The organism is Paraburkholderia largidicola, from assembly GCF_013426895.1.
GTDB lineage: Bacteria > Pseudomonadota > Gammaproteobacteria > Burkholderiales > Burkholderiaceae > Paraburkholderia > Paraburkholderia largidicola.
The window spans coordinates 18,628-43,558 of the sequence record NZ_AP023175.1; the positions used below are offsets into that span (position 1 = coordinate 18,628).

20 protein-coding genes, 1 tRNA gene and 2 rRNA genes are annotated in these 24,931 nt (G+C 61.8%); 9 read left to right on the top strand and 14 right to left on the bottom strand.

The annotated features are described in order from the left end of the window. Positions 1-18: 18 nt before the first annotated feature. From PPGU16_RS16860 to rrf, 3 genes are all read left to right on the top strand, one after another. Positions 19-94 (top strand) — tRNA-Ala (locus PPGU16_RS16860). Between the two features lie 308 nt (positions 95-402). After that, a 23S ribosomal RNA gene (locus PPGU16_RS16865) occupies positions 403-3,283 on the top strand. Positions 3,284-3,489: 206 nt separating this feature from the next. Then, positions 3,490-3,603, top strand: a 5S ribosomal RNA gene (rrf, locus tag PPGU16_RS16870). Between the two features lie 261 nt (positions 3,604-3,864). On the opposite strand, the gene PPGU16_RS16875 is transcribed toward rrf, so the two are convergent. Then, positions 3,865-4,866 carry a LysR family transcriptional regulator gene (locus PPGU16_RS16875; protein ID WP_180723778.1) on the bottom strand — a complete coding sequence of 334 codons (1,002 nt, stop codon included), beginning with the start codon at positions 4,864-4,866 and terminating at the stop codon, positions 3,865-3,867. Positions 4,867-5,064: 198 nt separating this feature from the next. Here PPGU16_RS16875 and PPGU16_RS16880 point away from each other — a divergent pair, with 198 nt between their 5' ends. The 3 genes from PPGU16_RS16880 (at position 5,065) to scpC (ending at position 9,329) form a co-directional block, all read left to right on the top strand. After that, positions 5,065-7,242 (top strand): FUSC family protein, encoded by a 2,178-nt coding sequence (locus PPGU16_RS16880; protein WP_180723779.1) that lies wholly within the window; start codon positions 5,065-5,067, stop codon positions 7,240-7,242. 216 nt (positions 7,243-7,458) lie between these two features. After that, positions 7,459-7,680, top strand: coding sequence for a hypothetical protein (locus PPGU16_RS16885; RefSeq protein ID WP_180723780.1), 222 nt, complete (start codon positions 7,459-7,461; stop codon positions 7,678-7,680). 134 nt (positions 7,681-7,814) lie between these two features. Then, positions 7,815-9,329: a succinyl-CoA:acetate CoA-transferase ScpC gene (gene scpC / locus PPGU16_RS16890; RefSeq protein ID WP_180723781.1), complete on the top strand. Its 1,515-nt coding sequence runs from the start codon at positions 7,815-7,817 to the stop codon at positions 9,327-9,329. Positions 9,330-9,349: 20 nt separating this feature from the next. Here the strand turns inward: scpC and PPGU16_RS16895 are convergent, their stop codons facing one another. Further along, positions 9,350-10,510 carry a metallophosphoesterase gene (locus PPGU16_RS16895; RefSeq protein WP_180723782.1) on the bottom strand — a complete coding sequence of 387 codons (1,161 nt, stop codon included), beginning with the start codon at positions 10,508-10,510 and terminating at the stop codon, positions 9,350-9,352. A 387-nt stretch (positions 10,511-10,897) separates the two neighbouring features. Here PPGU16_RS16895 and PPGU16_RS16900 point away from each other — a divergent pair, with 387 nt between their 5' ends. Continuing rightward, positions 10,898-11,212, top strand: a complete 315-nt coding sequence (locus PPGU16_RS16900; RefSeq protein WP_180723783.1) for a hypothetical protein — start codon at positions 10,898-10,900, stop codon at positions 11,210-11,212. A gap of 49 nt (positions 11,213-11,261) precedes the next feature. Here the strand turns inward: PPGU16_RS16900 and PPGU16_RS16905 are convergent, their stop codons facing one another. After that, positions 11,262-11,846, bottom strand: coding sequence for a malonic semialdehyde reductase (locus PPGU16_RS16905; RefSeq protein ID WP_180723784.1), 585 nt, complete (start codon positions 11,844-11,846; stop codon positions 11,262-11,264). Positions 11,847-11,997: 151 nt separating this feature from the next. On the opposite strand from PPGU16_RS16905, the gene PPGU16_RS16910 reads away from it, so the two are divergent. After that, entirely contained in the window at positions 11,998-12,591 is a 594-nt protein-coding gene (locus tag PPGU16_RS16910; RefSeq protein ID WP_180723785.1) for an alpha-ketoglutarate-dependent dioxygenase AlkB family protein, read from the top strand. A gap of 66 nt (positions 12,592-12,657) precedes the next feature. Here PPGU16_RS16910 and PPGU16_RS16915 read toward each other — a convergent pair whose 3' ends face one another. Genes PPGU16_RS16915 through PPGU16_RS16950 form a run of 8 tightly spaced genes read right to left on the bottom strand, consistent with a single transcriptional unit; the run spans position 12,658 to position 19,767 of the window. Then, positions 12,658-13,593 carry an ACP S-malonyltransferase gene (locus tag PPGU16_RS16915; RefSeq protein ID WP_180723786.1) on the bottom strand — a complete coding sequence of 312 codons (936 nt, stop codon included), beginning with the start codon at positions 13,591-13,593 and terminating at the stop codon, positions 12,658-12,660. Further along, entirely contained in the window at positions 13,593-14,285 is a 693-nt protein-coding gene (locus tag PPGU16_RS16920; RefSeq protein WP_180723787.1) for a malonate decarboxylase holo-ACP synthase, read from the bottom strand. The genes PPGU16_RS16915 and PPGU16_RS16920 overlap by 1 nt, the downstream gene beginning before the upstream one ends. After that, entirely contained in the window at positions 14,285-15,100 is an 816-nt protein-coding gene (gene mdcE, locus PPGU16_RS16925; RefSeq protein ID WP_180723788.1) for a biotin-independent malonate decarboxylase subunit gamma, read from the bottom strand. Before mdcE ends, PPGU16_RS16920 begins: the two co-directional genes overlap by 1 nt. Further along, the gene (locus PPGU16_RS16930) at positions 15,100-15,987 is read right to left on the bottom strand and encodes a biotin-independent malonate decarboxylase subunit beta (RefSeq protein WP_180723789.1); all 888 of its coding nucleotides are present in this window, start codon (positions 15,985-15,987) and stop codon (positions 15,100-15,102) included. The genes mdcE and PPGU16_RS16930 overlap by 1 nt, the downstream gene beginning before the upstream one ends. Next, complete coding sequence (locus PPGU16_RS16935; RefSeq protein ID WP_180723790.1) at positions 15,984-16,289, bottom strand: malonate decarboxylase subunit delta; 306 nt, start codon at positions 16,287-16,289, stop codon at positions 15,984-15,986. Before PPGU16_RS16935 ends, PPGU16_RS16930 begins: the two co-directional genes overlap by 4 nt. Continuing rightward, positions 16,289-17,269 (bottom strand): triphosphoribosyl-dephospho-CoA synthase, encoded by a 981-nt coding sequence (locus PPGU16_RS16940; RefSeq protein WP_180723791.1) that lies wholly within the window; start codon positions 17,267-17,269, stop codon positions 16,289-16,291. Before PPGU16_RS16940 ends, PPGU16_RS16935 begins: the two co-directional genes overlap by 1 nt. A 4-nt stretch (positions 17,270-17,273) precedes the next feature. After that, a complete protein-coding gene (gene mdcA / locus PPGU16_RS16945) occupies positions 17,274-18,977 on the bottom strand; it encodes a malonate decarboxylase subunit alpha (protein WP_180723792.1) in 1,704 nt (567 codons plus the stop codon). Positions 18,978-18,984: 7 nt separating this feature from the next. Continuing rightward, positions 18,985-19,767: a GntR family transcriptional regulator gene (locus PPGU16_RS16950; protein WP_180723793.1), complete on the bottom strand. Its 783-nt coding sequence runs from the start codon at positions 19,765-19,767 to the stop codon at positions 18,985-18,987. Positions 19,768-19,942: 175 nt separating this feature from the next. Here PPGU16_RS16950 and PPGU16_RS16955 point away from each other — a divergent pair, with 175 nt between their 5' ends. Then, positions 19,943-21,250, top strand: coding sequence for an MFS transporter (locus PPGU16_RS16955; RefSeq protein ID WP_180723794.1), 1,308 nt, complete (start codon positions 19,943-19,945; stop codon positions 21,248-21,250). Between the two features lie 212 nt (positions 21,251-21,462). Here the strand turns inward: PPGU16_RS16955 and PPGU16_RS16960 are convergent, their stop codons facing one another. From PPGU16_RS16960 to PPGU16_RS16970, 3 genes are all read right to left on the bottom strand, one after another. Next, positions 21,463-22,500, bottom strand: a complete 1,038-nt coding sequence (locus tag PPGU16_RS16960) for an IS481 family transposase (RefSeq protein WP_180723795.1) — start codon at positions 22,498-22,500, stop codon at positions 21,463-21,465. A 115-nt stretch (positions 22,501-22,615) separates the two neighbouring features. After that, positions 22,616-23,751, bottom strand: a protein-coding gene (locus tag PPGU16_RS16965; RefSeq protein ID WP_180723796.1) for an IS3 family transposase whose coding sequence is annotated in 2 segments (ribosomal slippage) — positions 22,616-23,493 and positions 23,493-23,751 — 1,137 coding nt in all. Because the reading frame shifts where the segments join, the coding sequence is not laid out codon by codon here. 207 nt (positions 23,752-23,958) lie between these two features. Then, positions 23,959-24,861, bottom strand: coding sequence for a DMT family transporter (locus tag PPGU16_RS16970; protein WP_180725112.1), 903 nt, complete (start codon positions 24,859-24,861; stop codon positions 23,959-23,961). Positions 24,862-24,931 lie beyond the last annotated feature (70 nt).

Genomic DNA, 24,931 nt, shown 5'->3' on the forward strand with positions numbered 1-24,931 from the left:
CCTGTGCGCTGTATGACTGGGGGATTAGCTCAGCTGGGAGAGCACCTGCTTTGCAAGCAGGGGGTCGTCGGTTCGATCCCGTCATCCTCCACCAATTCCCAATGCCTAGCGTTCAGTGCGAACTGAGCATTAAGCATTGGCAATTGAGCCAGTCAGCAAGTGATTTAAGGCATAGCGCCTTATATCGGCTGTCGTTCTTTAACAATCAGGAAGAAGTAGTAAAGAGATTCACGAAAGCGTGCTTAGAGATGGGCGCGTGAGTAGGTGAATCAGGGTTGTGATTGTATCAATGTATTTTTTGAGTTCATCGAAAGACGAACCTGGAATACGGCACAACGCGAATACTCAACCTGTAGCGGATGTTATCCGGTGAGCAATCACTGAGAGACACACCCGTTATAGGGTCAAGCGAACAAGTGCATGTGGTGGATGCCTTGGCGATCACAGGCGATGAAGGACGCGGTAGCCTGCGAAAAGCGGAGGGGAGCTGGCAAACGAGCTTTGATCCTCCGATATCCGAATGGGGAAACCCGGCCCGTATGGGTCATCCATGGCTGAATACATAGGCCATGTGAAGCGAACGCGGTGAACTGAAACATCTAAGTAACCGCAGGAACAGAAATCAACCGAGATTCCCAAAGTAGTGGCGAGCGAAATGGGACCAGCCTGTACTCTTTATCTTCGTTGTTAGCCAAACGCTCTGGAAAGTGCGGCCATAGTGGGTGATAGCCCCGTAGGCGAAAACAGCGAGGAAGAACTAGGTGTACGACAAGTAGGGCGGGACACGTGAAATCCTGTCTGAAGATGGGGGGACCATCCTCCAAGGCTAAATACTCGTGATCGACCGATAGTGAACCAGTACCGTGAGGGAAAGGCGAAAAGAACCCCGGGAGGGGAGTGAAACAGATCCTGAAACCGCATGCATACAAACAGTCGGAGCCTCGCAAGGGGTGACGGCGTACCTTTTGTATAATGGGTCAGCGACTTACATTCAGTGGCGAGCTTAACCGATTAGGGCAGGCGTAGCGAAAGCGAGTCCGAACAGGGCGATTCAGTCGCTGGGTGTAGACCCGAAACCAGGTGATCTATCCATGGCCAGGATGAAGGTGCGGTAACACGTACTGGAGGTCCGAACCCACTAACGTTGAAAAGTTAGGGGATGAGCTGTGGATAGGGGTGAAAGGCTAAACAAACCTGGAAATAGCTGGTTCTCTCCGAAAACTATTTAGGTAGTGCCTCGTGTATCACCTTCGGGGGTAGAGCACTGTCATGGTTGAAGGGTCCATTGCGGATTACTTCGCCATAGCAAACTCCGAATACCGAAGAGTGCAATCACGGGAGACAGACATCGGGTGCTAACGTCCGGTGTCAAGAGGGAAACAACCCAGACCGCCAGCTAAGGTCCCCAAATATGACTAAGTGGGAAACGAAGTGGGAAGGCTAAAACAGTCAGGAGGTTGGCTTAGAAGCAGCCACCCTTTAAAGAAAGCGTAATAGCTCACTGATCGAGTCGTCCTGCGCGGAAGATGTAACGGGGCTAAGTCATATACCGAAGCTGCGGATGCACATTTATGTGCATGGTAGGAGAGCGTTCCGTAAGCCTGCGAAGGTGCGTTGAAAAGCGTGCTGGAGGTATCGGAAGTGCGAATGCTGACATGAGTAGCGATAAAGGGGGTGAAAGGCCCCCTCGCCGTAAGCCCAAGGTTTCCTACGCAACGTTCATCGGCGTAGGGTGAGTCGGCCCCTAAGGCGAGGCAGAAATGCGTAGCTGATGGGAAGCAGGTCAATATTCCTGCACCAGTGTGAAATGCGATGGGGGGACGGATCGCGGAAGGTTGTCCGGGTGTTGGAAGTCCCGGTCGCTGCGTTGGAGAAGGTGCTCTGGCAAATCCGGGCACGGAATTCAAGGGCGTGGCGCGAGCTTCTTCGGAAGCGAAGCAATCGGAAGGGGTTCCAGGAAAAGCCTCTAAGCTTCAGTTTCACATTGACCGTACCGCAAACCGACACAGGTGGGCGAGATGAGTATTCTAAGGCGCTTGAGAGAACTCGGGAGAAGGAACTCGGCAAATTGGTACCGTAACTTCGGGATAAGGTACGCCCCTGTAGCTTGATGCCCCTGCGGGCAGAGGGTGAAGGGGTTGCAATAAACTGGTGGCTGCGACTGTTTAATAAAAACACAGCACTCTGCAAACACGAAAGTGGACGTATAGGGTGTGACGCCTGCCCGGTGCCGGAAGATTAAATGATGGGGTGCAAGCTCTTGATTGAAGTCCCGGTAAACGGCGGCCGTAACTATAACGGTCCTAAGGTAGCGAAATTCCTTGTCGGGTAAGTTCCGACCTGCACGAATGGCGTAACGATGGCCACACTGTCTCCTCCCGAGACTCAGCGAAGTTGAAGTGTTTGTGATGATGCAATCTCCCCGCGGCTAGACGGAAAGACCCCATGAACCTTTACTGTAGCTTTGCATTGGACTTTGAACCGATCTGTGTAGGATAGGTGGGAGGCTATGAAGCGTGAACGCCAGTTTGCGTGGAGCCGTCCTTGAAATACCACCCTGGTTTGTTTGAGGTTCTAACCTTGGCCCGTGATCCGGGTTGGGGACAGTGCATGGTGGGCAGTTTGACTGGGGCGGTCTCCTCCCAAAGTGTAACGGAGGAGTACGAAGGTACGCTAGGTACGGTCGGAAATCGTGCTGATAGTGCAATGGCATAAGCGTGCTTAACTGCGAGACCGACAAGTCGAGCAGGTGCGAAAGCAGGTCATAGTGATCCGGTGGTTCTGTATGGAAGGGCCATCGCTCAACGGATAAAAGGTACTCTGGGGATAACAGGCTGATACCGCCCAAGAGTTCATATCGACGGCGGTGTTTGGCACCTCGATGTCGGCTCATCTCATCCTGGGGCTGTAGCCGGTCCCAAGGGTATGGCTGTTCGCCATTTAAAGAGGTACGTGAGCTGGGTTTAAAACGTCGTGAGACAGTTTGGTCCCTATCTGCCGTGGGCGCTGGATATTTGAAGGGGGCTGCTCCTAGTACGAGAGGACCGGAGTGGACGAACCTCTGGTGTACCGGTTGTCACGCCAGTGGCATCGCCGGGTAGCTATGTTCGGAAGAGATAACCGCTGAAAGCATCTAAGCGGGAAACTCGCCTTGAGATGAGATATCCCCGGGGCTTCGAGCCCCTTGAAGGGTCGTTCAAGACCAGGACGTTGATAGGTCAGGTGTGGAAGCGCAGTAATGCGTTAAGCTAACTGATACTAATTGCCCGTAAGGCTTGATCCTATAACAGGTGTGTCTCGACCAGCGTTAGCGCTTCAGCGCTTACGCTGGTCCGATCCCCGAAGAGGATACTGTGAACCTCCAGAGGAGGTATCAGGACACACAGGTTGAGATCAGTGTTGTGCCAGATTAAACAACACAACCCCCTCTTTACGCTTCTTCCAGATTGGCTGTGGCGCGCAAAACCGCGACGCAGCAACCCGTCAAAGCCTGATGACCATAGCGAGTCGGTCCCACCCCTTCCCATCCCGAACAGGACCGTGAAACGACTCCACGCCGATGATAGTGCGGATTGCCCGTGTGAAAGTAGGTAATCGTCAGGCTCCCTATATCAACCAGGACCCCGCCCTCAAAAGCGGGGTCTTGGCGTTTGGGGCGCGCGTTTTTAATGCCGTGCGCCCGGCAAGGAACTCAGCTGTAAGGCTCAGAGCACCTCGCCTTCATTTCCCCGTCGACATTTCACCGCATCTCCTCGCACGAGACACGCGCGCGAGATACCGTCTAGTCGAACGACGACTCTCCGGCCCACCCCCACTCAGCCGGCGGCCCATCGGCAGCTCAAAACCGCCGGCCAACGCCTCACCTCACTGCTTAACTTGCCGGGCAGCATCGCCAATTTCACTGGCATGCGGCGCATCATCGGTGGCTAGATTCTGCCGCCCAACTTCCCCCAACAGCGCGACATCGCGAGCAATCACCTGCGGCAAATGCGTCCGTAAAAACTCCACCCAGGTCCTCGTCTTCGCGTCGATAAATTTACGTGACGGATACAGCGCATAGACATTCATCTTCTGCAGCGTGTACTCCGGCAGCACGCGCACGAGTGACCCTGTCCGCAGTCCATCGATAGCCGCATACAACGGCAAGATCCCGATCCCAATGCCCTCACGAATCGCGACGATCAGCGATTCGGCGATATTCACCTGCACGGGCCCGTTCACATTCAGCACTTCGCTGCCGTTAGGGCCATCGAGCGTCCATTCGCTGGTCGGAAAAGCGGGCGTCTTGAGCAACAGGCAGTCGTGGTGCAACAGATCGGCGGGCGTTTTGGGCGCATCGTGCGCGTGAATATAGGCGGGCGACGCGCACAGAATGCTGAACGTGGTACCCAGCAAAAGCGACACGAGATCCGAGTTAGGCAGCGTCGACGCACCGACGACAGCCACATCCGCGCTTCCCTCGAACAGATCCGGCAACTGCTGCGACAGCGTCAACTCGACGGCCACTTCAGGATACAGCGCGCGATACCGCGAAATGGCAGGCAACACATAATGCTGTCCGATGCTCGCAAAGCTATGCATCCGCAGCACGCCCGACGGACGCTCATGCGCGCCGCTCGCTTCTTCTTCCGCATTGTCGATATCAGCAAGAATCTGCTGACATCGCTTCAGATATGTCTCACCGGCAGTCGTCAACGCGAGGCGCCGTGTCGATCGATTGAGCAGACGCGTCCGCAAATGCGCCTCGAGTTCTGAAACGGCGCGAGACATCGCACCCGTCGTCGTATTGAGCGATTGCGCCGCTGCCGTGAAACTGCCCGCTTCGACGACGCGCACGAACACTCGCATGTTTTGTAACGTATCCATCAACCCTTCTTGATCGACATCAAAACGTTATTGTCCGCCTGTCGCGGTCTGCCATTGTTGAGCGATCTGGAAGGGACGTTCCCGACGCCTCCCATTAATCCACACAACGTTGGCTCCTACAATCGGCGCCTTCAGGGTGGGCGTGCGCCAGTCCGATTCGCGCATTCCTCCGGCTACGACCCCACGCGGGATTAATCCATGAAACGCCAGCATGCGATCAAGCAAGTGTCGTCCGATACTTTCGGATGGCGGGCTGGCCTGCTGCGCGCTGTCGCCGACGCAAGCACGGAATGGGCGACCACCGACGGCCTCATCTGGCTTCACCTCTTCAAGACAGTATTGGCTGCGCTGCTCGCACTGGGCATCGCCATGCTGCTCGAACTGCAGCAGCCGCGCACCGCGATGACGACGGTGTTCGTTCTGATGCAGCCATTCAGCGGCATGGTGCTCGCGAAGAGTTTTTATCGGATCGTCGGGACCTTCGTCGGCATGCTGGCCGCGCTGCTGCTTGGCGCGCTGTTCGCGCAGCAGCCCGAACTGTACATGCTCGGCATCACCGCCTGGATGGGCGCGTGTGTGGCGGCGGCGGTCCGGTATCGACATTTTCGGTGGTACGGCTTCGTGCTGGCTGGCTATACCGCGGCGTTGATCGGCATCCCGACCGTGATGGAACCGAATGGCCTGTTTCTCGCCGCGTTGACGCGCGCCGCGGAAGTGGCGATCGGCATCGTCTGCTCGGCGGCCGTCAGCGCGCTGATCGTGCCGCGTCGCTCGAGCCTCGCTCTGCAAAACGCGCTGCAATCGAGGCATCTCAATTTTACTGCCTTCGCTATGAAAGTGCTCGATGGGGCCGTCGAGCGCGGCACGTCGGAGCGTTATTTCGCGGACCTCGTCGATGAAGTCGTCGGGTTCGAGGCGACGCGTGCGTTCGCTGCTTTCGAGGACCCGGGCATGCGTTCGCGCAGTCAGGTGCTCGCAAGGTTGAACCACGAGTTCATGGACGTCTGCGCGCGACTGCATGCGCTGCATCAATTGAGAAAGCGCCTGCGAGGCAATCCGTCTGTCCAGGTCGTGGAGGCGACTGCGCCGTATTTCCACGAGCTTTCGCAATTGCTCGGCGCAAACAAAGAGCGTCGCTTCGATTCATCCGATGCCGCCCGCGTCGCCATCAGACTCAAAGCCTTCCAGGCGACGCTGCCCGCCAGAATGCGCGCCACGCGTCGTCCGCTGGAGTCGGACGAGCCGCAGTGTCTGCCCGATTTCGATACGGCGGGAGAATTGCTGTACCGCTTCGTCGTCGAGTTCATCCGGTATATCGACACGTATGCGTCGCTGGAGACCAATCACAATCCGGCGCGCGAGCGGCCGCCCGTGCGCTACGTAAGCCGCACCAACGCTTTCGTGGTTGCCTGCACGTTCGCGCGCACGGCGGCTGTCGTCGGCGCGATCAGCTGGTTCTGGATCGCGACGAACTGGCCGAGCGGCGGCATGGCCGTGATCGGCGCCGCGCTCACCTGCGCGCTGACTTCGTCGGCGCCGAACCCCGTCAGGCTCGCGTTGCAGATGTCGGTGGGCGCTGCGTGCGCGACGATCGCCGGCTATCTGGTCACGTGCTACATGTACCCCGCAATCGATGGCTTTCCATTGCTCTGCGCGATGCTCGCGCCCGTGCTCGCCGTCGGCACCTTCTTCGCGTCGCGGACGAAGACAGCGGGTTACGGCGTGGGCTTCACGGTCTTTTTCTGTCTGCTCGCCGCGCCCGACAACGTCGTCGTCTACGCGCCCGATCTGCTGATCAACAACGGCATCGCGATCGCCGCGTCGATGCTCGTGACGGCCGTCGGCGCCGCAATCGTCTTCCCGGTGCAGATGCCGTGGCTGATCGCGCGTATCGAGGGCGACCTGCGCCGCCAGGTCACGTTGGCGTGCACTGCGCCGCTGATGGGTCTTGCACATCGCTTCCAGTCGAGCACGCACGATCTGATGCACCAGTTGCGCATGCTATTGCCGAAGCGCTCGCGACGCCATCGCCACGCGCTCAGATGGATGCTCGTCACGCTCGAAGTCGGCCATGCGGCCATTGACCTGCGCAGCGAAATCGAACGCGCCACTTACGCAAGCGACGCGCATCCCCGATGGAAGCACTCTCTCGATCGCGTCACGGGCGATCTCGCGCAGCTATTCGAGCGGCCGGACAAAGCGCATGCCGAGCGAACGCAAATCTCCGTGCGCGCGGCGATGCGAGTCGTGCAGCAGGTGCTGGAAGCCGTTCATACGGACCGCGAGAAGCGTCACGATCAGCAGCGCATCCTCAGTTGCCTGCATTTCATCCGCACGGCGCTGCTAGACAAAGGCGCGCCGTTCGACACGCGTTGATCACCGACACGTATCCATCAGCGCAATCGGCACAACAGTCTTTTTCGGTGGGACGCCGCGCGACACACGCGCGAAAACCCCAATCAAACGCCTCAATGCCGATCTTGCCGCAACCAGGAAGAATGCCTTCCAACCGGCCCTCTTAATCCACGTCGATCCCAGTCATATATTGGAACCACTGCTTACGCAGCCATTGAAACAACTGGAGAGATTCAAATGAAAGCGCTGAAGTTGGTCCTGATTGCCTGTTCGTTGTCCGCCGCGGCGCTTGCGCACGCGCAGACGGCGCCGGCGGACGAAAGCGCGCAACAGGTTGCACAGGCGAATGCAGCACGCGTCGCGCAACCCGAAGCGCAGCGTCCCGTCGCGAAACGGGCGAAGAAGGCCGAAGAGTGTGTCGGTCCCGTGAGCTACTGCGTGATGTATTTCGGTAGCTGACCAGAACGGCACCGCGCGTTCGCCTGAAGCATCGGGTGGGACAAGCGGAAATCGAGCGACAGCCGGACGACGCACACCGACAACAAGACGTGCACTCCGGCTTTCGTGAGCGTGACATCGGAGAGACTTTCATCATGTACGAAGACCGGATTCGCTGTGCCGCGTTGCGCGGCAAGATCACGTCGGCGGCGCAGGCAGCGCTGCTGATCGACAATGGCATGCGCGTCGGCGCGAGCGGTTTCACGCGCGCGGGCGATGCGAAGGCGGTTCCCGTTGCGCTGGCCGAACGTGCGCGCAGCGAAGGCAAGCCGCTGCGGATCACGTTGATGACGGGCGCATCGCTGGGTCATGGCGTCGACAGTCTGTTGACGGATGCCGGCGTGCTCGCGCGCCGTCTGCCGTTCCAGGTCGACAGCACGTTGCGCAAGGCGATCAATCGCGGCGACGTGATGTTCGTCGACCAGCACCTGTCGGAGACGGTCGAAATGCTGCGCGCCGGTCAGCTCGGCAAGCTCGACGTCGCGATCATCGAAGCCGTCGCGATCACCGAAACAGGCGGCATCGTGCCGACCACGTCAGTCGGCAATTCGGCGAGCTTCGCGATTCTTGCGGACAAGGTGATCGTCGAAATCAATCTGGCGCAGCCGCTCGCGCTCGAAGGCCTGCACGACATCTGGATTCCGGGCCGCCGTCCGCATCGCGATCCGCTGCCCGTCGTGCGCCCGAGCGACCGTGTCGGCACGACGGCGATCGAGATTCCGCCTGAGAAGATCGCTGCTATCGTCATCACGGACAAGCCCGACAGCCCGTCGACGGCATTACCCGCCGACGAAGACACAGCGCTGATCGCCGGCCATCTGATCGAGTTCCTGCAATACGAGGTCTCGCATGGACGCATGCCTTCTCCGTTGCCGCCGCTGCAGGCTGGCATCGGCACGATTGCGAATGCGGTGCTGGCCGGTTTCGCCGATTCGCCGTTCGAGCCGTTCACGATCTACTCGGAAGTCCTGCAGGACTCGACCTTCGATCTGATGGACGCCGGCAAGGTCACGTTCGCGTCGGGCGCGTCGATCACGTTGACGGAGAAGCGTCAGGCGCAGGTATTTGGCGATCTCGCGCGCTACCGCGACCGGCTCGTGCTGCGTCCGCAAGAGGTTAGCAACCATCCGGAGGTGATTCGCCGTCTGGGATTGATCGCGCTGAACACGGCGCTCGAGTTCGATATCTACGGCAACGTGAATTCGACGCATGTCGGCGGCACGCACATGATGAACGGCATCGGCGGGTCGGGGGACTTCGCGCGCAACGCGTCGTGCGCGATCTTCGCGACGAAATCGATCGCAAAGGACGGCGCGATTTCGAGCGTCGTGCCGATGGTGCCGCACGTGGACCACAACGAACATGACGTCGATATCGTCGTGACGGAGATCGGCCTTGCGGATCTGCGTGGACTCGCGCCGCGCGAACGCGCTTCGCTGATTATCGACAAGTGCGTGCATCCGCTGTATCGCGATCTGTTGCGCGATTATTATCGCGACGCGCTGCGCTTCGGCGGCCAGACGCCGCACGTACTGCGCGAAGCGTTCGCCTGGCACGCGCGTTTCCAGGAAACGGGCTCGATGCTGCCGGAACGAAACGTCACAGTGTGACGTAAACGAACTGACAGGCGTCAGGCGCCGCTGCCGACCAGACGCAAACGCGTGATTTCCGACGGCGCGCCCAGACGTTTGGGTGGTCCCCAATACCCGGTCCCGCGGCTCGTATAAACCCACAGGTTGTCGAGCCGCGACAGACCGGCCACAAAAGGCTGTTGCAGCCGCACTGCAAAATTCCACGGAAAGAACTGGCCGCCATGCGTATGGCCGGACAGTTGCAGCGTAAAGCCCGCATCAGCGGCGGCTTCCGCCGAGCGCGGCTGATGCGCGAGCAGCACCTTGATCAGCACGTCGCCGGGCGCGCCTTCGAGCGCCGCAGCCGGATCGCTCTCGTGCGCGGGATCGAAGTGGCCTGCGGAAAAATCGGTGACGCCCGCGATCACCGCCTGCGCGCCATCGTGCTCGACGACGACATGCTCGTTGAGCAGCACATGCAGGCCGAGCCGCTGAAACTCGGCAATCCACGCATGCGCGCCCGAATAGTATTCGTGATTCCCCGTCACCAGATACGCGCCATGCCGCGCGCTCAGCCGCGACAGCGGCCGCGTGTGATCGGCGAGATGCTCGACGCTGCCGTCGACGACATCGCCCGTCACCGCGATCAGATCCGGCTCGAGCCGGTTTACGGCATCGACGATCGCATCGACATAACCGCGCTTGATGGTCGGCCCGACGTGAATGTCGCTGATCTGCACGATCGTGAAGCCATCGAGCGCGTGCGGCAGGTCTTTGATCGGCACGTCGATCGACACGACACGCGCGCGGCGCCGCGCGTTGAAAAAGCCAATGGCCGTCGACAGCAGCGCGAGCAGCGGCACGGCGATCGCGCTATTGATCTCCCAGCGCGCGGAGTTCACCGCTTCCGGCGAGATTGCGTGAACGATCATCACGACGAGCAGCAGCAGTTCGCGCGCGAACGTCAGCACGAGCAACGACGAAAAAAGACCCAGCGCGATCAGCCCCGCCCACGCGAGCCGGTCGCCGAGCGGCTGCCGCTGCAGCGAGCGCGCGATCATCCCGACGGGAATCAGCAGCACGGACAGCACGAGCCACAGCGCGCACAGCCCTTTCACGGCGGCATCGACGGGCAGTTCGGGAATGATCCGGATGCCGACATACACATGCAGCAGGATGCCGATGGCAATGATCCGGACAAAAAACGATAGGCGGCGCATAGGTGGAAGTGGGGCGCGGATCACGCGCGGAAGGTGAGTCGCAGAAAGTGTGTCGCAGAAATCGCGCCCGTTGCGGAGCGGCGGGCCAATCATTCTACAAGCAGTTCAGTGCGCTTGCCGGAGCCGTACGGACATGTCGGAGCACGGGCGATATGCGTACGTTGCAATGCAGCAGGCGTGCGGCGCAAGTTGTTCGGCATGCCGATTAAATGCTTATTAAATGGATATTGAATTGCACGCCTGAACGGACTATTCTGAAACTGAGCATGACTGTTGACGGCAGGCTTCGCGTCCCGTCCCCGGCATCAGGGCGCGCGAGACACGCCTCTGTAAGCGGCAGTCGTGCCCGATCGCCCAATCGGTTTGCGGTTTGGGGGGAGACGAATGATGAAAACGACAAAATTCGCGCATCGCGAGCATCACATCGGCCATGAAGGCAGTCACGTGATGCTGCCTATGGTCGTGCTGTCGCTGATGGCGCTTGGCGTCTACTACGGCGTGCAGTACATCGACTTTTCCGAACTGGGGCGCACGGCGCTCTTCTATGTCGTGATGGTGTTCGTCGCGCTAGGCGTGGCGGGCCTGTTCGGCGTGGTCGGAGCGTGGCTGCGATCGCGCGGCGACGAGGCGGAAGACGGTTTCTGCTTCGTCGGCGCGCTGATCGGCGCGATCGTGTTCTACGTCGCGCTGATGACAAGCTGACGCTGCCCGGCGCGTCGTGCGCCAGGCAAGGTCTACTTGTCTATTAACGTCAGACGATCCGCGCCGCTTCGTCGAACGAGAAACGCGGGCTGCGCGGGAACAGCTTGGACGCGTCGCCGTAGCCGAGATTGATCAGGAAGTTCGAGCGGATCGTCGTGCCCGCGAAGAACTCAGCATCCACTTTCGCCTTGTCGAAGCCCGACATCGCGCCCGTGTCGAGGCCCAATGCACGCGCGGCCATGATCAGATAACCGCCTTGCAGCGTCGAGTTGCGGAATGCGGTGTCGGCGATCGCCGCTTCGTTGCCCGCGAACCAGCTGCGCGCGTCGGCATGCGGGAAGAGCTTCGGCAGATGGTCATAGAAGGCCATGTCCATGCCGACGATCGCCGTGACGGGCGCGGCCATGGTCTTTTCCAGATTGCCTGCGGACAGCGCGGGACTCAGCCGCGCCTTGCCTTCCGGCGTCTTCACGAACACGAAGCGCGCGGGGCTCGAATTGGCCGATGTCGGGCCGAGCAGAACGAGGTCGATCAGCTGTTTGAGAAGCGCATCGTCGACGGGCCGCGGCTGCCAGCCGTTGTGCGTGCGGGCGGTGCGGAAGAGTTGATCGAGAGCGTCGTCGGAAAGAATCATGATGATGAGATGAATGGCGAAAAGTCGAATGAAAGCGCAAGCGATTCGGATGACCCGCTGCGCGTCGCGTTCGATAATACCCGCTGTTTCCTGAGAAGAGAGGTTTCGCGAGCGGTATCCAGTGTGGTGCGCTCGTGATTGCAACGTAAGAATGTCCGCCGATCTGTTCGACGATTTGCCGACGCCCGATGTGGCGTGGTTCCCCGACTGGCTCGCGCCCGATGCCGCCGCCGCGCTGCTCGCGCGCATCGTCGACGAAGTCGCCTGGCAGCAGGATTCGATGTTCACGCCCGCCGGCCGTGTGCCGTTGCCGCGCCTGACTGCGTGGCAGGGCGAGCCCGACGCCGTTTATGTGTACTCGGGCATCCGCAACGTGCCGTCGCCGTGGACGCCCGCCGTCGCCCAACTGAAAGCCGCTGTCGAGGCAACGTGCGGCGCGCCGTTCAACAGCGTACTGCTCAACCGCTATCGCAGCGGCGCGGACAGCATGGGCTGGCATGCGGACCACGAGCCCGAACTCGGCAAGGAGCCGGTGATCGCGTCCATCAGCCTCGGCGCAACGCGCCGCTTCGATCTCCAGCACAACAAGACACGCGTCGTGCAGTCGTATCAGCTGAAGGGCGGCAGCCTCCTTGTGATGCGCCGTCGGACCCAGGCCGAGTGGCGGCATCGTGTGCCGAAAGAGCCGAAAGTGCAGGGCGAACGGGTGAACCTGACATTCCGCTTCGTGACGCCCGGACGCTAGCCGCCCACGCGCGTGCTACACGCGCATTAAAAATTCTAAGAAATTTATGCGCATAAGGAATCGGTTTCAGATGGCCGATTCGATGCGTCGATGGATGGTCGGCGCGAGCCGCTCGAAGGGCAGCGTGCTCGCGGCGATCGCGGCCGTGTCCGGATACTGCTCGCGGACGATATCGGTCAGTACCTGGCCGGGCGGCGCTTCGACGAACACCTTCGCGCCCATTTCAGTCATCACGGTCAGCGCGTCGAACCAGCGAACCGTGTAGCGCATATTCGTGGCGAGATCGTCGCGCACGGCGTCTGCCGTATATAGCGCGCGGCCGCCGCGATTGCCGACGTAGACACTCGACGGTGCACGAAACGGGACGTCGCGCGCGTAGTCCGTCAGCGCATCGCCGGCTGCCGCAAGCAGTTCGCAATGCGACGGCACGCTGACGGCGAGCCGCGTCGCCTTGCGCGCGCCTGCCGCGAGCGCACGCTCGTTGAATGCATCGAGCGCAGCGTCCGAGCCTGCCACGACGATCTGACGTGGCGCGTTCACATTGCCGATGTAGACGCGGGCTGCGGCGTCGCGTGCCTGCGCATCGGCGAGCTTCTCGATTTCGTGTTCGGTCAGCCCGGCGATCGCGGACAGGCCGTAGCCATGCGGATACGCGGCTTCCATCAGTTCGGCGCGCTTGTGCACCATCAGCAGCGCGTCCTCGAATTCGATTGCGCCGCAGCTGACGGCGGCTGCATAGGCGCCTACCGACAAACCCGCGCTCAATTCAGGCGCCAGACCTTCGGCTGCGAGCGCGCGTTGCACTGCGATGCCTGCAATCAGCAGGCCTGTCTGCACCGCGACGGTGGATTCGAGCGCTATCCGCGTGTCGAGCGTCAGCACGTCGACGTTCAGCACGGCGGACGCTTCGTCGAGCGTCGTCTGAATGGCTGTATGCGTGCCGAGGCGATGCAGGAAGCCTTCGGTTTGCGCGCCCTGGCCGGGGAAAAGATAAGCGAGCATTACAGCGCCCAGGGATCGGCGACGAGCCGTGGACCGCTCGCATGCCGTGCCATCACGCGCGGTTTGCCGGACGCGTATTCGGCGAGAGCAACGCCGCCTGCGGGCGTTTCGAGTTGGGCATCGATGCGCGCGCCCGCGTATGCCGAGTGCTCTTGAAGCTTTGCCTGGATGCGTTGCGCTTCGTCAAGCGACAAATGATTCGGCATCCGTATCAATAGATCGAGGTCACTGGCTGCCGTAGCGGTTGGCTTGCCGGTCGCAAGCTCGAAGCCGACGCTTCCCGTCGGTCCCCAAATGAACGAACCAAAGCACGACGCATCGCGCCGCAACACATCCAGCGCGACAAAAACGGGCAGTGCGGCACGATCTGCGACACGAAGCGCCGAATCCAGCGACGACGCCAACAACGCTTCAGGCCTGAACACAGCCTCGATATCGTCGCTACGCGCCCACGTTCCATACCGCTCGTTGCGCGCCGCGCCGCGCAGCCCGACAGCTACGAGTCCTGCCGCCGCCTGCGCCCGCCGCACGACGGCGAACGGTGCGCGTGCGAATGCAGCGCGGACCCACGCCGGTTCGTTATCGAACGATTCGAGCTGCCGCAAGCGCACGATGTCATGCGCTTGCCAGCGCAAATCGCCGGCAATCAGCGCATCGTTCGGCGCAAACGGCGCGGCTGCGCAGACTCGCATCACGCAGCGTCCCACTGTTCGGCGAGCCGCCGCCGGACTTCGATCGACGCGGCGCGCGTCTTCTTCGCCGCATCCGACTCCAGCCGCCGCGACAGCCCGCGCGTATCCGAGCGTGCGCTTTTTGCGGCTTCCGCGAGCACATTGCGCACGCTTTCGATCTGCGCCTGTGTCGGCTCATCGGCATCGACGCCTTCGATCAGCGTGTCGAGCAGTCCCAGCTTCGCGAACGACGCCATCGTGTACGACATCGGCGTGATCGTTTCGCCGAGCTTGTCGAGCTCTTCGACCGTGCGGCGCGTGACGCGCGCAGCGGCTTCCTTGCCCATCGCGTGCACCATCGTGCCGGGCGCGTCGAGCGCGACGATCCGGTTGGCCTGATAGCCGTGCGCGAGGAACGCGCCCGACATCGCCGGACCCACGATCAGCGCAACCACAGGATGCCCCGCGTCGCGCGCGCTCGCATAGGCGTCGACGGCCGATGCGCACGCCAGATGAATCCCAAGCGTCTCTTCGCGATACCCATACGCCTGGCTTTTCACATCGACGATCGCGACGATAGGGCGCTTGTGTTCCGACGACGCATCGCGCGCCACCGCTTCACGCACCGCTTGCGCAAGCTTCCAGCCCTGTTCGAGTCCGACGACGTTGTCGCGTGCGCGCGGAAACCGGTTGTCGGGATCGGGGACGACGGAGAAGAAGGTCGCTGTCTCGTTGCCAAGCGACGCCTCGCCGGACCAGACGGGCGCGGCCGTCGACGTGTCGCCCACCAGCGCCTTGAACCAGCGCATGCCGCGCGTCGGTAACGTATCGCTCATCATTGCTCCTTGCGCGGCGCAGCCGCATCGTTTGCCTTGAACACGTCGCGCATCGTCTCGGGCGTGACGTTGGCGGGATCGATGCGCGCGAGCCGATCCAGATATTCAGCGACCTGTTCCGTGCGATGCGCGGCGGGCACGCCGCGCGCGAACGCGTCGCGAACGGCAGCCTGAACGGCGTGCGCGTCGTCGTCGACGAGCGCATCGGCCAGTCCCGTCGCTGCGCGCTGCTCGCCGCCGATCATCTGCCACACGCGGCGCCGGTCGCTCGAATCCAGTTCCTCGATGCCCGCTTCCTGTTCGATCACTTCAGGGCCGTTCATGCCGAGGCGTCCCTGTTTCGTCGCGATCAGGTACGAGCACAGCCCGGCCGCGAGCGACATTCCGCCAAAACAGCCGACCATGCCTGCGATCGCGCCGACCACAGGCACGTATCGCCGCAACGCGACGATCGCCGCCTGCATCTCCGCGATCACGGCCAGCCCGAGATTCGCTTCCTGCAAGCGCACGCCGCCCGTTTCGAACAGCACGACGGGGCGCACGATCTTGCCGCGCTCGCAATCGCGCAGCGCGAGTTCGAGCGCCGCGGCGATCTTGCTGCCCGACACTTCGCCGATGCTGCCGCCCTGGAACGCCGATTCGATTGCGGCGACCACGGCCGGCTGGCCGTCGATCGTGCCGCGCGCGACCACCGCGCCGTCGTCGGCCTGGCAGACGATGCCTTGCAACGGCAGCCACGGCGATTCGATGCGGTCGAACGGTCCGAGCAGTTCGCGGAACGTGCCTGCGTCGAGCAGCGCGCGGGCGCGCTCGCGCGCCGTCAGCTCGATGAAGCTGTCGCGCAGCACCGGCATCGACGGTGCATGTTGTATCGTCGCCGTGCTCATGAACTGGCTCCTTCGTCTGCGGCTTCGATGGCTTCAGCGAGACGCAGCGCCACCACGCCCGGCGTCGCGCCAAAGTCGTTGATCTCGATCTGCGCCGCGCCGTCGTAGCGCGTGAAGAAGCGGTCCAGCACGCTCTTCCAGATGTGTCCGTAGCCGTCGACGCTGGTGCGCACGGTCACGGTCGCCGTCATTGCATCGGCGGGCGACAGCAGCACTTCGAGATCGCCCGAGCCGACCACGCCCACATGCGAGCGGGTCGTGATCGCGCGTTGCGCCGGATAGTCGAAAGTCATCTGTTCCATCAGTTTTCAGCTCCCGCTGGAGCGTGATGCGCCAGCTTGTCGATGAAGAGGGTGGCAGCGAGCAGATCGGCTGCGCCGCCAGGAGAAGCGTTGAGCGAAAGCAATTCGGCTTCGAGCGCGTCGAACGCGGCGCGTCCCGTGCTCGTCGATGAGCCGCCTGCCGCGATTACGGCGCGTGCGCCGCGTTGCCCCGCATGCAGGCCGGCGAGACCCGCGCGATGCAAGAGGCACGTATCGTCGAGTGAGGCCATGATCGCGAGCAGCGTGTCGACCCGCGCCGCGTTTTCGCCGATGCCTTTCGAGCGTGCCGCGTGCAACGCAGGCAGGCCGAGGCCGATCACGTGCGGGAAGCCGTCCTGCGCTTCCTGACGCGCGCCGCCGACGTTGAACCGTTGACGCACGCGCTCGCCGTGGCTGTCGACGGGCGCGGCGAAGCGGTCGGGAAAACAGGCGATCTGCGCGCCGAGTTCACAGACCCGCGCAGCGTGCGTGTGCGTGCGCTCATACGGAAGCAGTTCGGGCAGAGCGTTGTCGTCGTCGGCGGCGATGATGGCCGCGCCCGCGATCAGCAGACCGACGATCCAGATCGCGCCGCGATGCGCATTGCTGCCGTTCGTCGCGCGCATCATGTCGTATTCGCCGGCGCGTCCGATCTGCGCGAGTTCCGCGCGCAGCGTCGCCGACGGCATGCGGCCGCGCGATGCCCGCGCGAGTGACGCGAAAGTCGCTTCGAGCGAGCGTGCGGAGCGCAGCATCAATGGCAGGTCCAGGTCGCGATGCGCACCGCTGCCGCGTCCATCGACGAGCGCGGGTTTCGGCGTCAGTTGCGCTTCTTCGATCAGCGACTCGACCGCGAATCGCGCGAGCGTGGCATCGCACGGCGTGGCATCGCACGGCGCGGCATCGACGCGCGGCAGACAGCGGGCGTGTGCACGCTGAAGCGCGCCCGCGTCGAGCGGGATGGCGTAGGGCAAGGCCATCACATCACCAGCTGCGGAAACGAGCCGGCGGCGCATAGAGCCCGCCCGACCAGGTGACGAGATCGTCGATGCTGCGCGCCGCGAGCAGTGAACGCTTCGCTTCGCCGCGCCGGATGCCGAGATCTTCCGGATACGCGACGATGCCGCGGCGGCGCAATTCAGCCGTCTTTTCGGGCTTGGCGCGCAAGCCGATCGGCGTCACGCCGGCAACCGCCGCGACCGCCGCGCGCCGTTCTTCGACGCCTTCGGCCTTGTGCAGATGCGCGATGCCTTCTTCCGTCACGACATGGCTGACGTCGTCGCCGTAGATCATCACGGGCGCGATGGGCATGCCGCTTTTCGCGCCGACGGCGACGGCGTCGAGTTCATCGACGAACGTCGGTTCGCCGCCTTTCTTGTAGGTTTCAGCCAGTTGCACGACGAGTTTCTTGCCGCGCGACACGGCGCCGTCGTCTTTCAGCAGCTTGAGCCACGCTTCGCTCGAATGGCGGCGGCCGCGTGGATCATGGCCCATGTTCGGCGCGCCGCCGAAGCCCGCCAGACGCCCGCGCGTGACCGTCGACGAATTCGCGTCGCCGTCGATCTGCAGCGTCGAGCCGATGAACAGATCCACGCCATATTGGCCGGCCAGCTGGCACAACACGCGGTTCGAGCGCAGCGTGCCGTCGCTGCCCGTGAAGAACACGTCGGGGCGCGCTTCGACATACGCCTCCATGCCGACCTCGCTGCCGAAGCAATGCACGCTCTCCACCCAGCCCGATTCGATGGCGGGAATCAGCGTGGGATGCGGGTTGAGCGTCCAGTTGCGGCAGATCTTGCCTTTGAGACCGAGCGATTCGCCGTAAGTGGGCAGCAGCAGTTCGATGGCGGCTGTGTCGAAACCGATGCCGTGATTCAGCGACGTCACGCCGTACGGCTCGTAGATGCCCTTGATGACCATCATCGCCGTGAGCACCTGCAAATCGCCGATATGGCGCGGATCGCGTGTGAACAGCGGCTCGACGGCGAACGGGCGGTCAGCCTCGACGACTACGTCGACCCACGAACCGGGAATATCGACGCGCGGCAGTTCATCGACGATCTCGTTGACCTGCACGATCACGATGCCATGACGGAACGCGGCGGCTTCGGCAATGGTCGGCGTGTCTTCCGTGTTCGGACCGGTATAGAGATTGCCGTGCCGGTCCGCTTTCTCCGCGCACAGCAGCGCGACGTTCGGCGTGAGGTCGACGAACATGCGCGCATACAGTTCGACGTAGGTATAGATCGCACCGATTTCGAGCTGGCCATCCTCGAGCAGTTGCGCAACGCGCAGGCTCTGCGGACCCGCGAACGCGAAATCGACCTTGTGCGCGATGTTCCTTTCGAACAGCGTCAGATGCTCGGGGCGGCTGATGCTGGAGATCAGCAGATGCACGTCGTGCACTTTCTGCGGATCGACCTTCGCGAACGAGCGCGACAGAAAATCCGCCTGCTTCTGGTTGTCGCCTTCGAGCGCGACGCGATCGCCGGGGCGGATCAGCGTTTCGAGCGCATCGACGATGCGATGCGCGGGCAGGATGCCGTCTTCGAGCCAGGGCTCGATCGCGGCGAGCCTGCGTCGCTTCTCGTCGCGTTTGGTGGTCCACGAACGCGCTGCGGATGACCCGGCGGGCGCTCCCGTCGACTGTGCCAGTTCGAGCCTGGTTGATTCGATTCGCTGATTCATCGGTGCTTCAACTCCCGATAGTGGTTGGAGTGCGCGCGGGCCGCCCACGCTTTCTGCGCGGGACGGCCGCGGCGGCTTCTGCCTGCGCGCGCTCCGTCAAGAAACGGTAGACCAGTTCGCCCGTGCCCAGCAGGTGGGCGGAAATGAGCGACTGGGCGGCGGGGATGTCCTTGCGCTCGACGGCGGCGAGGATGTCCAGGTGTTCGGCATCGGATTCGCCCTTGTAAGCAGGCAAACCGAATTTCAGCCTCAGATAGCGCTCGCCGCGCCGATGCAGCGCCGCGATCATCTCCGCGAGCTGAGGCCGGTTGGCGGGCGCATACAGGGCGGTGTGGAAGGCTTCGTTGCGCGCCACGTAGAGGGTCGGGTCCGGCTCGCTCTCGGCAGCTTTGCAGAGGGCGGCCGCTTCCCGCAGCGACTCAGGCGTGTGATTCGGAATGGCCAGCGTGATGGCGAGGCTTTCGAGCGCCGAGCGGATCTCGTAGATTTCGCGCGCTTCGGCAGGCGTGAGCCGCGCGACGCTTGCGCCCTTGTTCAGTTCGACTTTCACCCAGCCTTCGCTTTCCAGCTGACGCAGTGCTTCGCGCACGGGAATTGCGCTGACAGAGAAGTGCCGCGCGATCGCGTCTTGCCGCAGCGGTGCGCCGGGCGCCAGTGCGCCTTCGACGATGGCCGTGCGCAGCGCCTCCGCGATGACACGCGAAGTGCTGGGCCGCGGCTCATGCGCCGTGGGCAGCAAAGGGACGCGCGGGGCGCTGTCCAGGGGAAAACCACCGGTTGCGTTGTTCATGACATCAAATATTATATATAAAAACGACGAATTTCTAGCGGGCAAACCCGGGGTTTTCATAAAGGCACGGCGCTGACGCGCGTGCTCTCCCGCACATGCGGCGGCCCGCATGCCGGGGAGCCGATGTGCCGTGACGGTCACCCAATCCAACCGTAGTACATGGAGGAGCAGGAGCATGTTGAATTCTTCGATATCGGACCGTGCGGGAGCCGTGCGGCACAAGACGCCGCTCAACCGGTCGCAGATCGCCGGTTTTTGGGGCGCGTGGGCGGGATGGACGCTGGACGGCATGGACTCGTTCATCTATGCGCTGGTGCTGACGCCGGCGCTGACCGAATTGCTGCCGCGCTCGGGTTATGCGGCGACGCCCGCGAACGTCGGACTTGCGGGTTCGATCCTGTTTGCGCTGTTTCTGGTGGGTTGGGGGTTGTCGTTCATCTGGGGGCCGCTTGCGGACCGTTTCGGCCGCACGAAGGTGCTGGCGGGCACGATCTTCACGTTTGCGATCTTCACCGGGCTGTCGGCGACCGCGCACAACGTGTGGGAGTTGGGCATTTACCGCTTCATTGCCGGCGTGGGGATTGGCGGCGAATGGGCGCTCGCGGGGACCTATGTCGCCGAGGCGTGGCCTGAGGATCGACGGAAGATGGGTGCGGGCTATCTGCAGACGGGCTACTACGCGGGCTTTTTCCTGGCTGCGGCGCTCAACTACACGATAGGCGTGCACTTCGGCTGGCGCGCGATGTTCCTGACGGGGGCGGTGCCCGTGGTGGTCGCGATCATGATTCTCACGCGGGTGAAGGAATCGGACAAATGGCAACGTGCCGAAGCGCGCGACGTGGTGCGCGCGAGCCCGATGCGCGAGATTTTTGGGCCGACGTATCGGCGCCGCACGTGGGTCATGTGTGCGCTGTTGACCATCGCGATTATTGGTTTGTGGGCGGGGGCGGTGTATGAGCCGTCGGCGGTGATTCAACTTGCGACGCGGGCTGGCATGGCGAGGCCTGAAGCGTTGAAGATGGCTTCGATCGCGACGGGTTTGCTGTCGATCGGGACGATTCTTGGGTGCCTTGCGTTGCCGCCGCTGGCCGAGCGGTTTGGGCGCAAGAAGACGCTTGCTGTGTATTTTGCCGGGATGGCGGTGGCGATCATTGGCAGCTTTGGCTGGGCGTTTTATTTGCCTAACGGGTTGGCGCCGTTTATTGCGTGGCTGTTCGTGCTTGGGTTCTTTGGTGGGAATTTTGCGTTGTTCAGCCTCTGGTTGCCTGAGCTTTTTGAAACCCGTGTTCGGGCGACTGCTTTTGCTTTCTGTACTTCGTTTGGGCGGTTTGTCGGGGCTGGGGTGAATTTTCTGCTTGGCGCGGCAGTGCTCAGTATGCATACGCTGGGCGTGCCTGTTGCGCTGACGGCGATTGCGTTTGTTGTTGGTTTGCTTGTGATTCCGTTTGCTAAGGAGACTAAAGGGGAGGTTTTGCCGCAGTGAGCCAGGTGCCTTCGCGGCGCGGGCGGTTTTGTTCGGTGTGCTGGGCTTTGCGGTGGCATCCGCGTTATGTCTTTGGTGTGGATGCGTTGCCCCTGTGCGGGGCGGCACTGTAGCGGTCAAGCCTCTTTGGACACCCCCAAAGGGGCTTTTCAATTGTATTAGCCTGGACCGGACCTGACAGGTAGTCGGGGAAGCGAATGAAGGATGGCGATTCAGTGAGGAATCAGTTTCTCCCTGGCAAGTTCGAGTGAGTCGAGGAAGGTACGCATAGGCGTCTTGCCGTAGCACCATCGCCCTTGATGTTCGCGCTCATTGTTGTATTGGTCAAGCCATGCGTCGAGATCGGTCTGCAGGGCGGCGATCGAGTCGTAGATCTTCCTGCGGAACGCGATGCGATAGAACTCGTTGAGCATGGTCTTGTGAAGTCGCTCGACGATTCCGTTGGTCTGTGGAGAACGAGCTTTGGTACGGGTGTGATCAATGTTCTCCACGGCCAGATAGAGCTCATATTCGTGATGCTCGGGGTTTCCGCAGTACTCGGTACCCCGGTCAGTCAGAACGCGAGCGAGCGGAATACCGTAGCCGTCGAAGAACGGCACGACGCGATCATTGAGCAGGTCGGCTGCCGGCAGCGGGGTCTTGCGGTCGTAGAGCTTGGCAAACGCCACCTTCGAGTAAGTGTCGACGAAGGTTTGCTGATAGACGCGGCCGACGCCCTTGAGGGTGCCCACATAAAAGGTATCCTGGGCGCCGCAGTAGCCGGGACATTCAGATTCGAATTCGCCATGCGTTTCCTTTTCCAGCTTGGCCCGCTCCAGCGCGGTGAGCTGCGATTCGGTCAGCACCAGCCCTTCCTGGGCGGACTTCGCCTCCAGCGCCTTCAGGCGCTTGTTCATGGTCTCGAGGTCATGGCGCAGCCAGATACTACGCACTCCCTGCGGCGAGACGCTGAGGGCGTGGCGTTTAAGCACCTCATTGGCGATACGGATCTGGCCGTAAGCGGGCAGTTCCAGGGCCAGTTCGATCACCGCGGCCTCGACCTGGGGATCCACTCGGTTCTTTAGCAGCGGGCGGTGGTGGGATATTTCCTGCAGGGCCGCTTCACCGCCCTTATCGTACAGTTCCTTGAAGCGGTAGAAGCTGTCGCGGGAATAGCCCATTACCCGGCAGGCCTGACTGACATTGCCCAGTTGCCGCGCCAGTTCGAGCATGCCGACCTTGGCGCGGATGACTTTCTGTTCCTGAGTCATGGTGGACTCCTTGCGGTTCGCCGCGCGCGTTGCCGCGTCGGACTACGTCCTCCGCGCCCACGCGCAACGGCACGAGAAACCGACCACTGTCAGATTTAGTCTAGGCTATTGCATTTCAATAAATCGAAGCTTCGTACGGCACTGGCGGCAAGCCGTTTGCCGCTGAATGTATGCGCCTGTAGTTATAAAAATCAGTGATGTAGTCTGCGATGTCACGTTCGGCGTGTTCGTGACTGCCGTACTCCTGCTCGCCGATCCATTCACTCTTCAGGCTTCTGAAGAAGCGCTCGACCACCGCGTTGTCCCAGCAATTTCCCTTTCTGCTCATACTCTGGACGATCCCGTTTGCTTTCAGATCGTTCACGAAGCGCTCGCTGGTGTACTGGCAGCCCTGATCTGAATGGAACATCAGTCCCGCTGCCGGGCGCCGGCTGCGTCGAGCCTGTTCCAGCGCGTGGATGACCAGTTCGGTGTCTGCCTGCGTGGCAAACGCCCAACCGACGATTCGACGCGAATGCAGATCCATCACGATAGCCAGATAAGACCAGCCCTGCCGCGTTCTGATGTACGTGATATCGCCTGCCCACACCCGGTTCACGGCACCTGGTGAGAACTGGCGCTCGAGCCGGTTTGGCGCGACCAGCGCATCACCTTCGGCCTTGCGGTACCGATGTGTGCGTCGACGCGCAACCACCAGTTGCGCCTCGCGCATCAGCGAGCGTGCCCGGTGCCGTCCGATCGCGTGACCTTGCTGCTGCAACGCCTGCGCCATCCTGCGGCTGCCGTAACTGCGCCGGGTTTCATTGTGAATCCGGTGCATGGCCTTGAGCACAGCAGGTGATGCTCCTGGCCTGACGCGTCGGCCCGCAAAAGCGTAGTAGCTGCTTCGCGGCACCTCGAGCAACCGGCATATCAGACTCACGGGCCAGGCCTTCTTCAGCGAACGGATCACTTCGAGAAGCGATCCATTTCCTTGACGAAGAAGGCCGTGGACTTTTTTAGTATCTCGCGCTCCCTTTCGAGTTCCGTCACGCGCGCTTCGAGTTCACGAATACGGCGCTGGTCGGCCATGACTTCCCGCTCACTACGCGCCGGCTCGGCCTGCTGGGCGCGCCATTGCGCCACCCAGCGTCGCAGCGCCGTATCGCCCACACCCATCGCTTCACAGGCCTTCGAATATGAATAGCCTTGTGTCACAACCAGCTTTATCGCATCAGCCTTGAATTCTTCTGTCAGCTTCCGTCTGCTCATCTCTCACCTCAGTTGGGGATTATCCCCTTTCGAGGTGTCCAGGAGTATTGGACCACTTCAGGTGCCGCCCCGCACAGGGGCAACGCATGCAAACCAGAAGCAAACCGCGGATGCCAGCGAAGAAAAGCCCAGAACACCGAACGGCGAAGCACGAAGAACCACAAAGCCAATACCAGAAACACCAAAGCGTCGCAGACAAAAAAACCACTAACCCACGCGCATGCGCAAAACCGACACCAACGGCCACCCAAGATTAACGCCAAGACTGGCGACAACGATCAACACCATCCCGCCCATCTGAGAAAGACCCAGCGCCCGTCCATAAACAATTGCATCGACGGCAATCGCCGTCAGCGGATACACGAACAGCAGCACCGCGATGACAGGCGTCGAGAGCTTCGGCAGCGCGCCATAGATCAGCACATAAGAAAGCCCTGTGTGCAATACACCCATCCCGATCAACCAGAACCACTGCATCGGCGCAATATGCTCCGCGCCAAGCGGCGCAATAAACGGCAAGCACACGACACCCACGCCACATTGCGCAAGCGTCAAAAGATGGGGACGAAGATCGCCAAGACTCTTGGCAATCAGCGTGACACTCGCATAAAGCACCGACCCGGCGAGCGCCTCGCCAATCCCGATCAGATAGCTCGAATGCCCCTGCAATGAACCCGCTCCCACGACCCCCGACGCCAGCACCAGCCCGACGAACGCCGTCGCGATCCACCCCAGCCGGTCGATACCAAGCCGTTCATTAAACAGCGCAGCACCAATCAACACGACCCAGAACGGCTGCACATGAAACACAACGGTCGCCACCGCGATACTCGTGCGATGAATCGCATCGAAGAAACCGACCCACTGCGTCACCATCAGCACGCCGGATAGCGCCGCAAGCAGCACCGTGCGTCGCGTGAAATAGCGGCGCGCGAAGTAGCCCTGCCACGCGCAATACGCAGCAAGCGACAGGAAACCGAACAGGCAGCGAAAGAACACCAGCGTCAGCGCGCCGAGCCGCGCTTCCTCGACGAATACGCCAATCGTGCCCATCAGCAGGCCGCCGCTCGCGAGCGTAAGCGCGCCTTGCTGGCTTCGGCTGAGCGATATCGGCGACAGCGACGACAAAGACATGACAGTAAATTCCTCGATCGCGTTGAATGCGTCCGAGTATCGGCGT

Coding starts and splice junctions, on each gene's coding strand:
- PPGU16_RS16875 (WP_180723778.1), bottom strand. CDS start 4,866: ATGGATACGTTACAAAACATGCGAGTGTTCGTGCGCGTCGTCGAAGCG.
- PPGU16_RS16880 (WP_180723779.1), top strand. CDS start 5,065: ATGAAACGCCAGCATGCGATCAAGCAAGTGTCGTCCGATACTTTCGGA.
- PPGU16_RS16885 (WP_180723780.1), top strand. CDS start 7,459: ATGAAAGCGCTGAAGTTGGTCCTGATTGCCTGTTCGTTGTCCGCCGCG.
- scpC (WP_180723781.1), top strand. CDS start 7,815: ATGTACGAAGACCGGATTCGCTGTGCCGCGTTGCGCGGCAAGATCACG.
- PPGU16_RS16895 (WP_180723782.1), bottom strand. CDS start 10,510: ATGCGCCGCCTATCGTTTTTTGTCCGGATCATTGCCATCGGCATCCTG.
- PPGU16_RS16900 (WP_180723783.1), top strand. CDS start 10,898: ATGAAAACGACAAAATTCGCGCATCGCGAGCATCACATCGGCCATGAA.
- PPGU16_RS16905 (WP_180723784.1), bottom strand. CDS start 11,846: ATGATTCTTTCCGACGACGCTCTCGATCAACTCTTCCGCACCGCCCGC.
- PPGU16_RS16910 (WP_180723785.1), top strand. CDS start 11,998: ATGTCCGCCGATCTGTTCGACGATTTGCCGACGCCCGATGTGGCGTGG.
- PPGU16_RS16915 (WP_180723786.1), bottom strand. CDS start 13,593: ATGCTCGCTTATCTTTTCCCCGGCCAGGGCGCGCAAACCGAAGGCTTC.
- PPGU16_RS16920 (WP_180723787.1), bottom strand. CDS start 14,285: ATGCGAGTCTGCGCAGCCGCGCCGTTTGCGCCGAACGATGCGCTGATT.
- mdcE (WP_180723788.1), bottom strand. CDS start 15,100: ATGAGCGATACGTTACCGACGCGCGGCATGCGCTGGTTCAAGGCGCTG.
- PPGU16_RS16930 (WP_180723789.1), bottom strand. CDS start 15,987: ATGAGCACGGCGACGATACAACATGCACCGTCGATGCCGGTGCTGCGC.
- PPGU16_RS16935 (WP_180723790.1), bottom strand. CDS start 16,289: ATGGAACAGATGACTTTCGACTATCCGGCGCAACGCGCGATCACGACC.
- PPGU16_RS16940 (WP_180723791.1), bottom strand. CDS start 17,269: ATGGCCTTGCCCTACGCCATCCCGCTCGACGCGGGCGCGCTTCAGCGT.
- mdcA (WP_180723792.1), bottom strand. CDS start 18,977: ATGAATCAGCGAATCGAATCAACCAGGCTCGAACTGGCACAGTCGACG.
- PPGU16_RS16950 (WP_180723793.1), bottom strand. CDS start 19,767: ATGAACAACGCAACCGGTGGTTTTCCCCTGGACAGCGCCCCGCGCGTC.
- PPGU16_RS16955 (WP_180723794.1), top strand. CDS start 19,943: ATGTTGAATTCTTCGATATCGGACCGTGCGGGAGCCGTGCGGCACAAG.
- PPGU16_RS16960 (WP_180723795.1), bottom strand. CDS start 22,500: ATGACTCAGGAACAGAAAGTCATCCGCGCCAAGGTCGGCATGCTCGAA.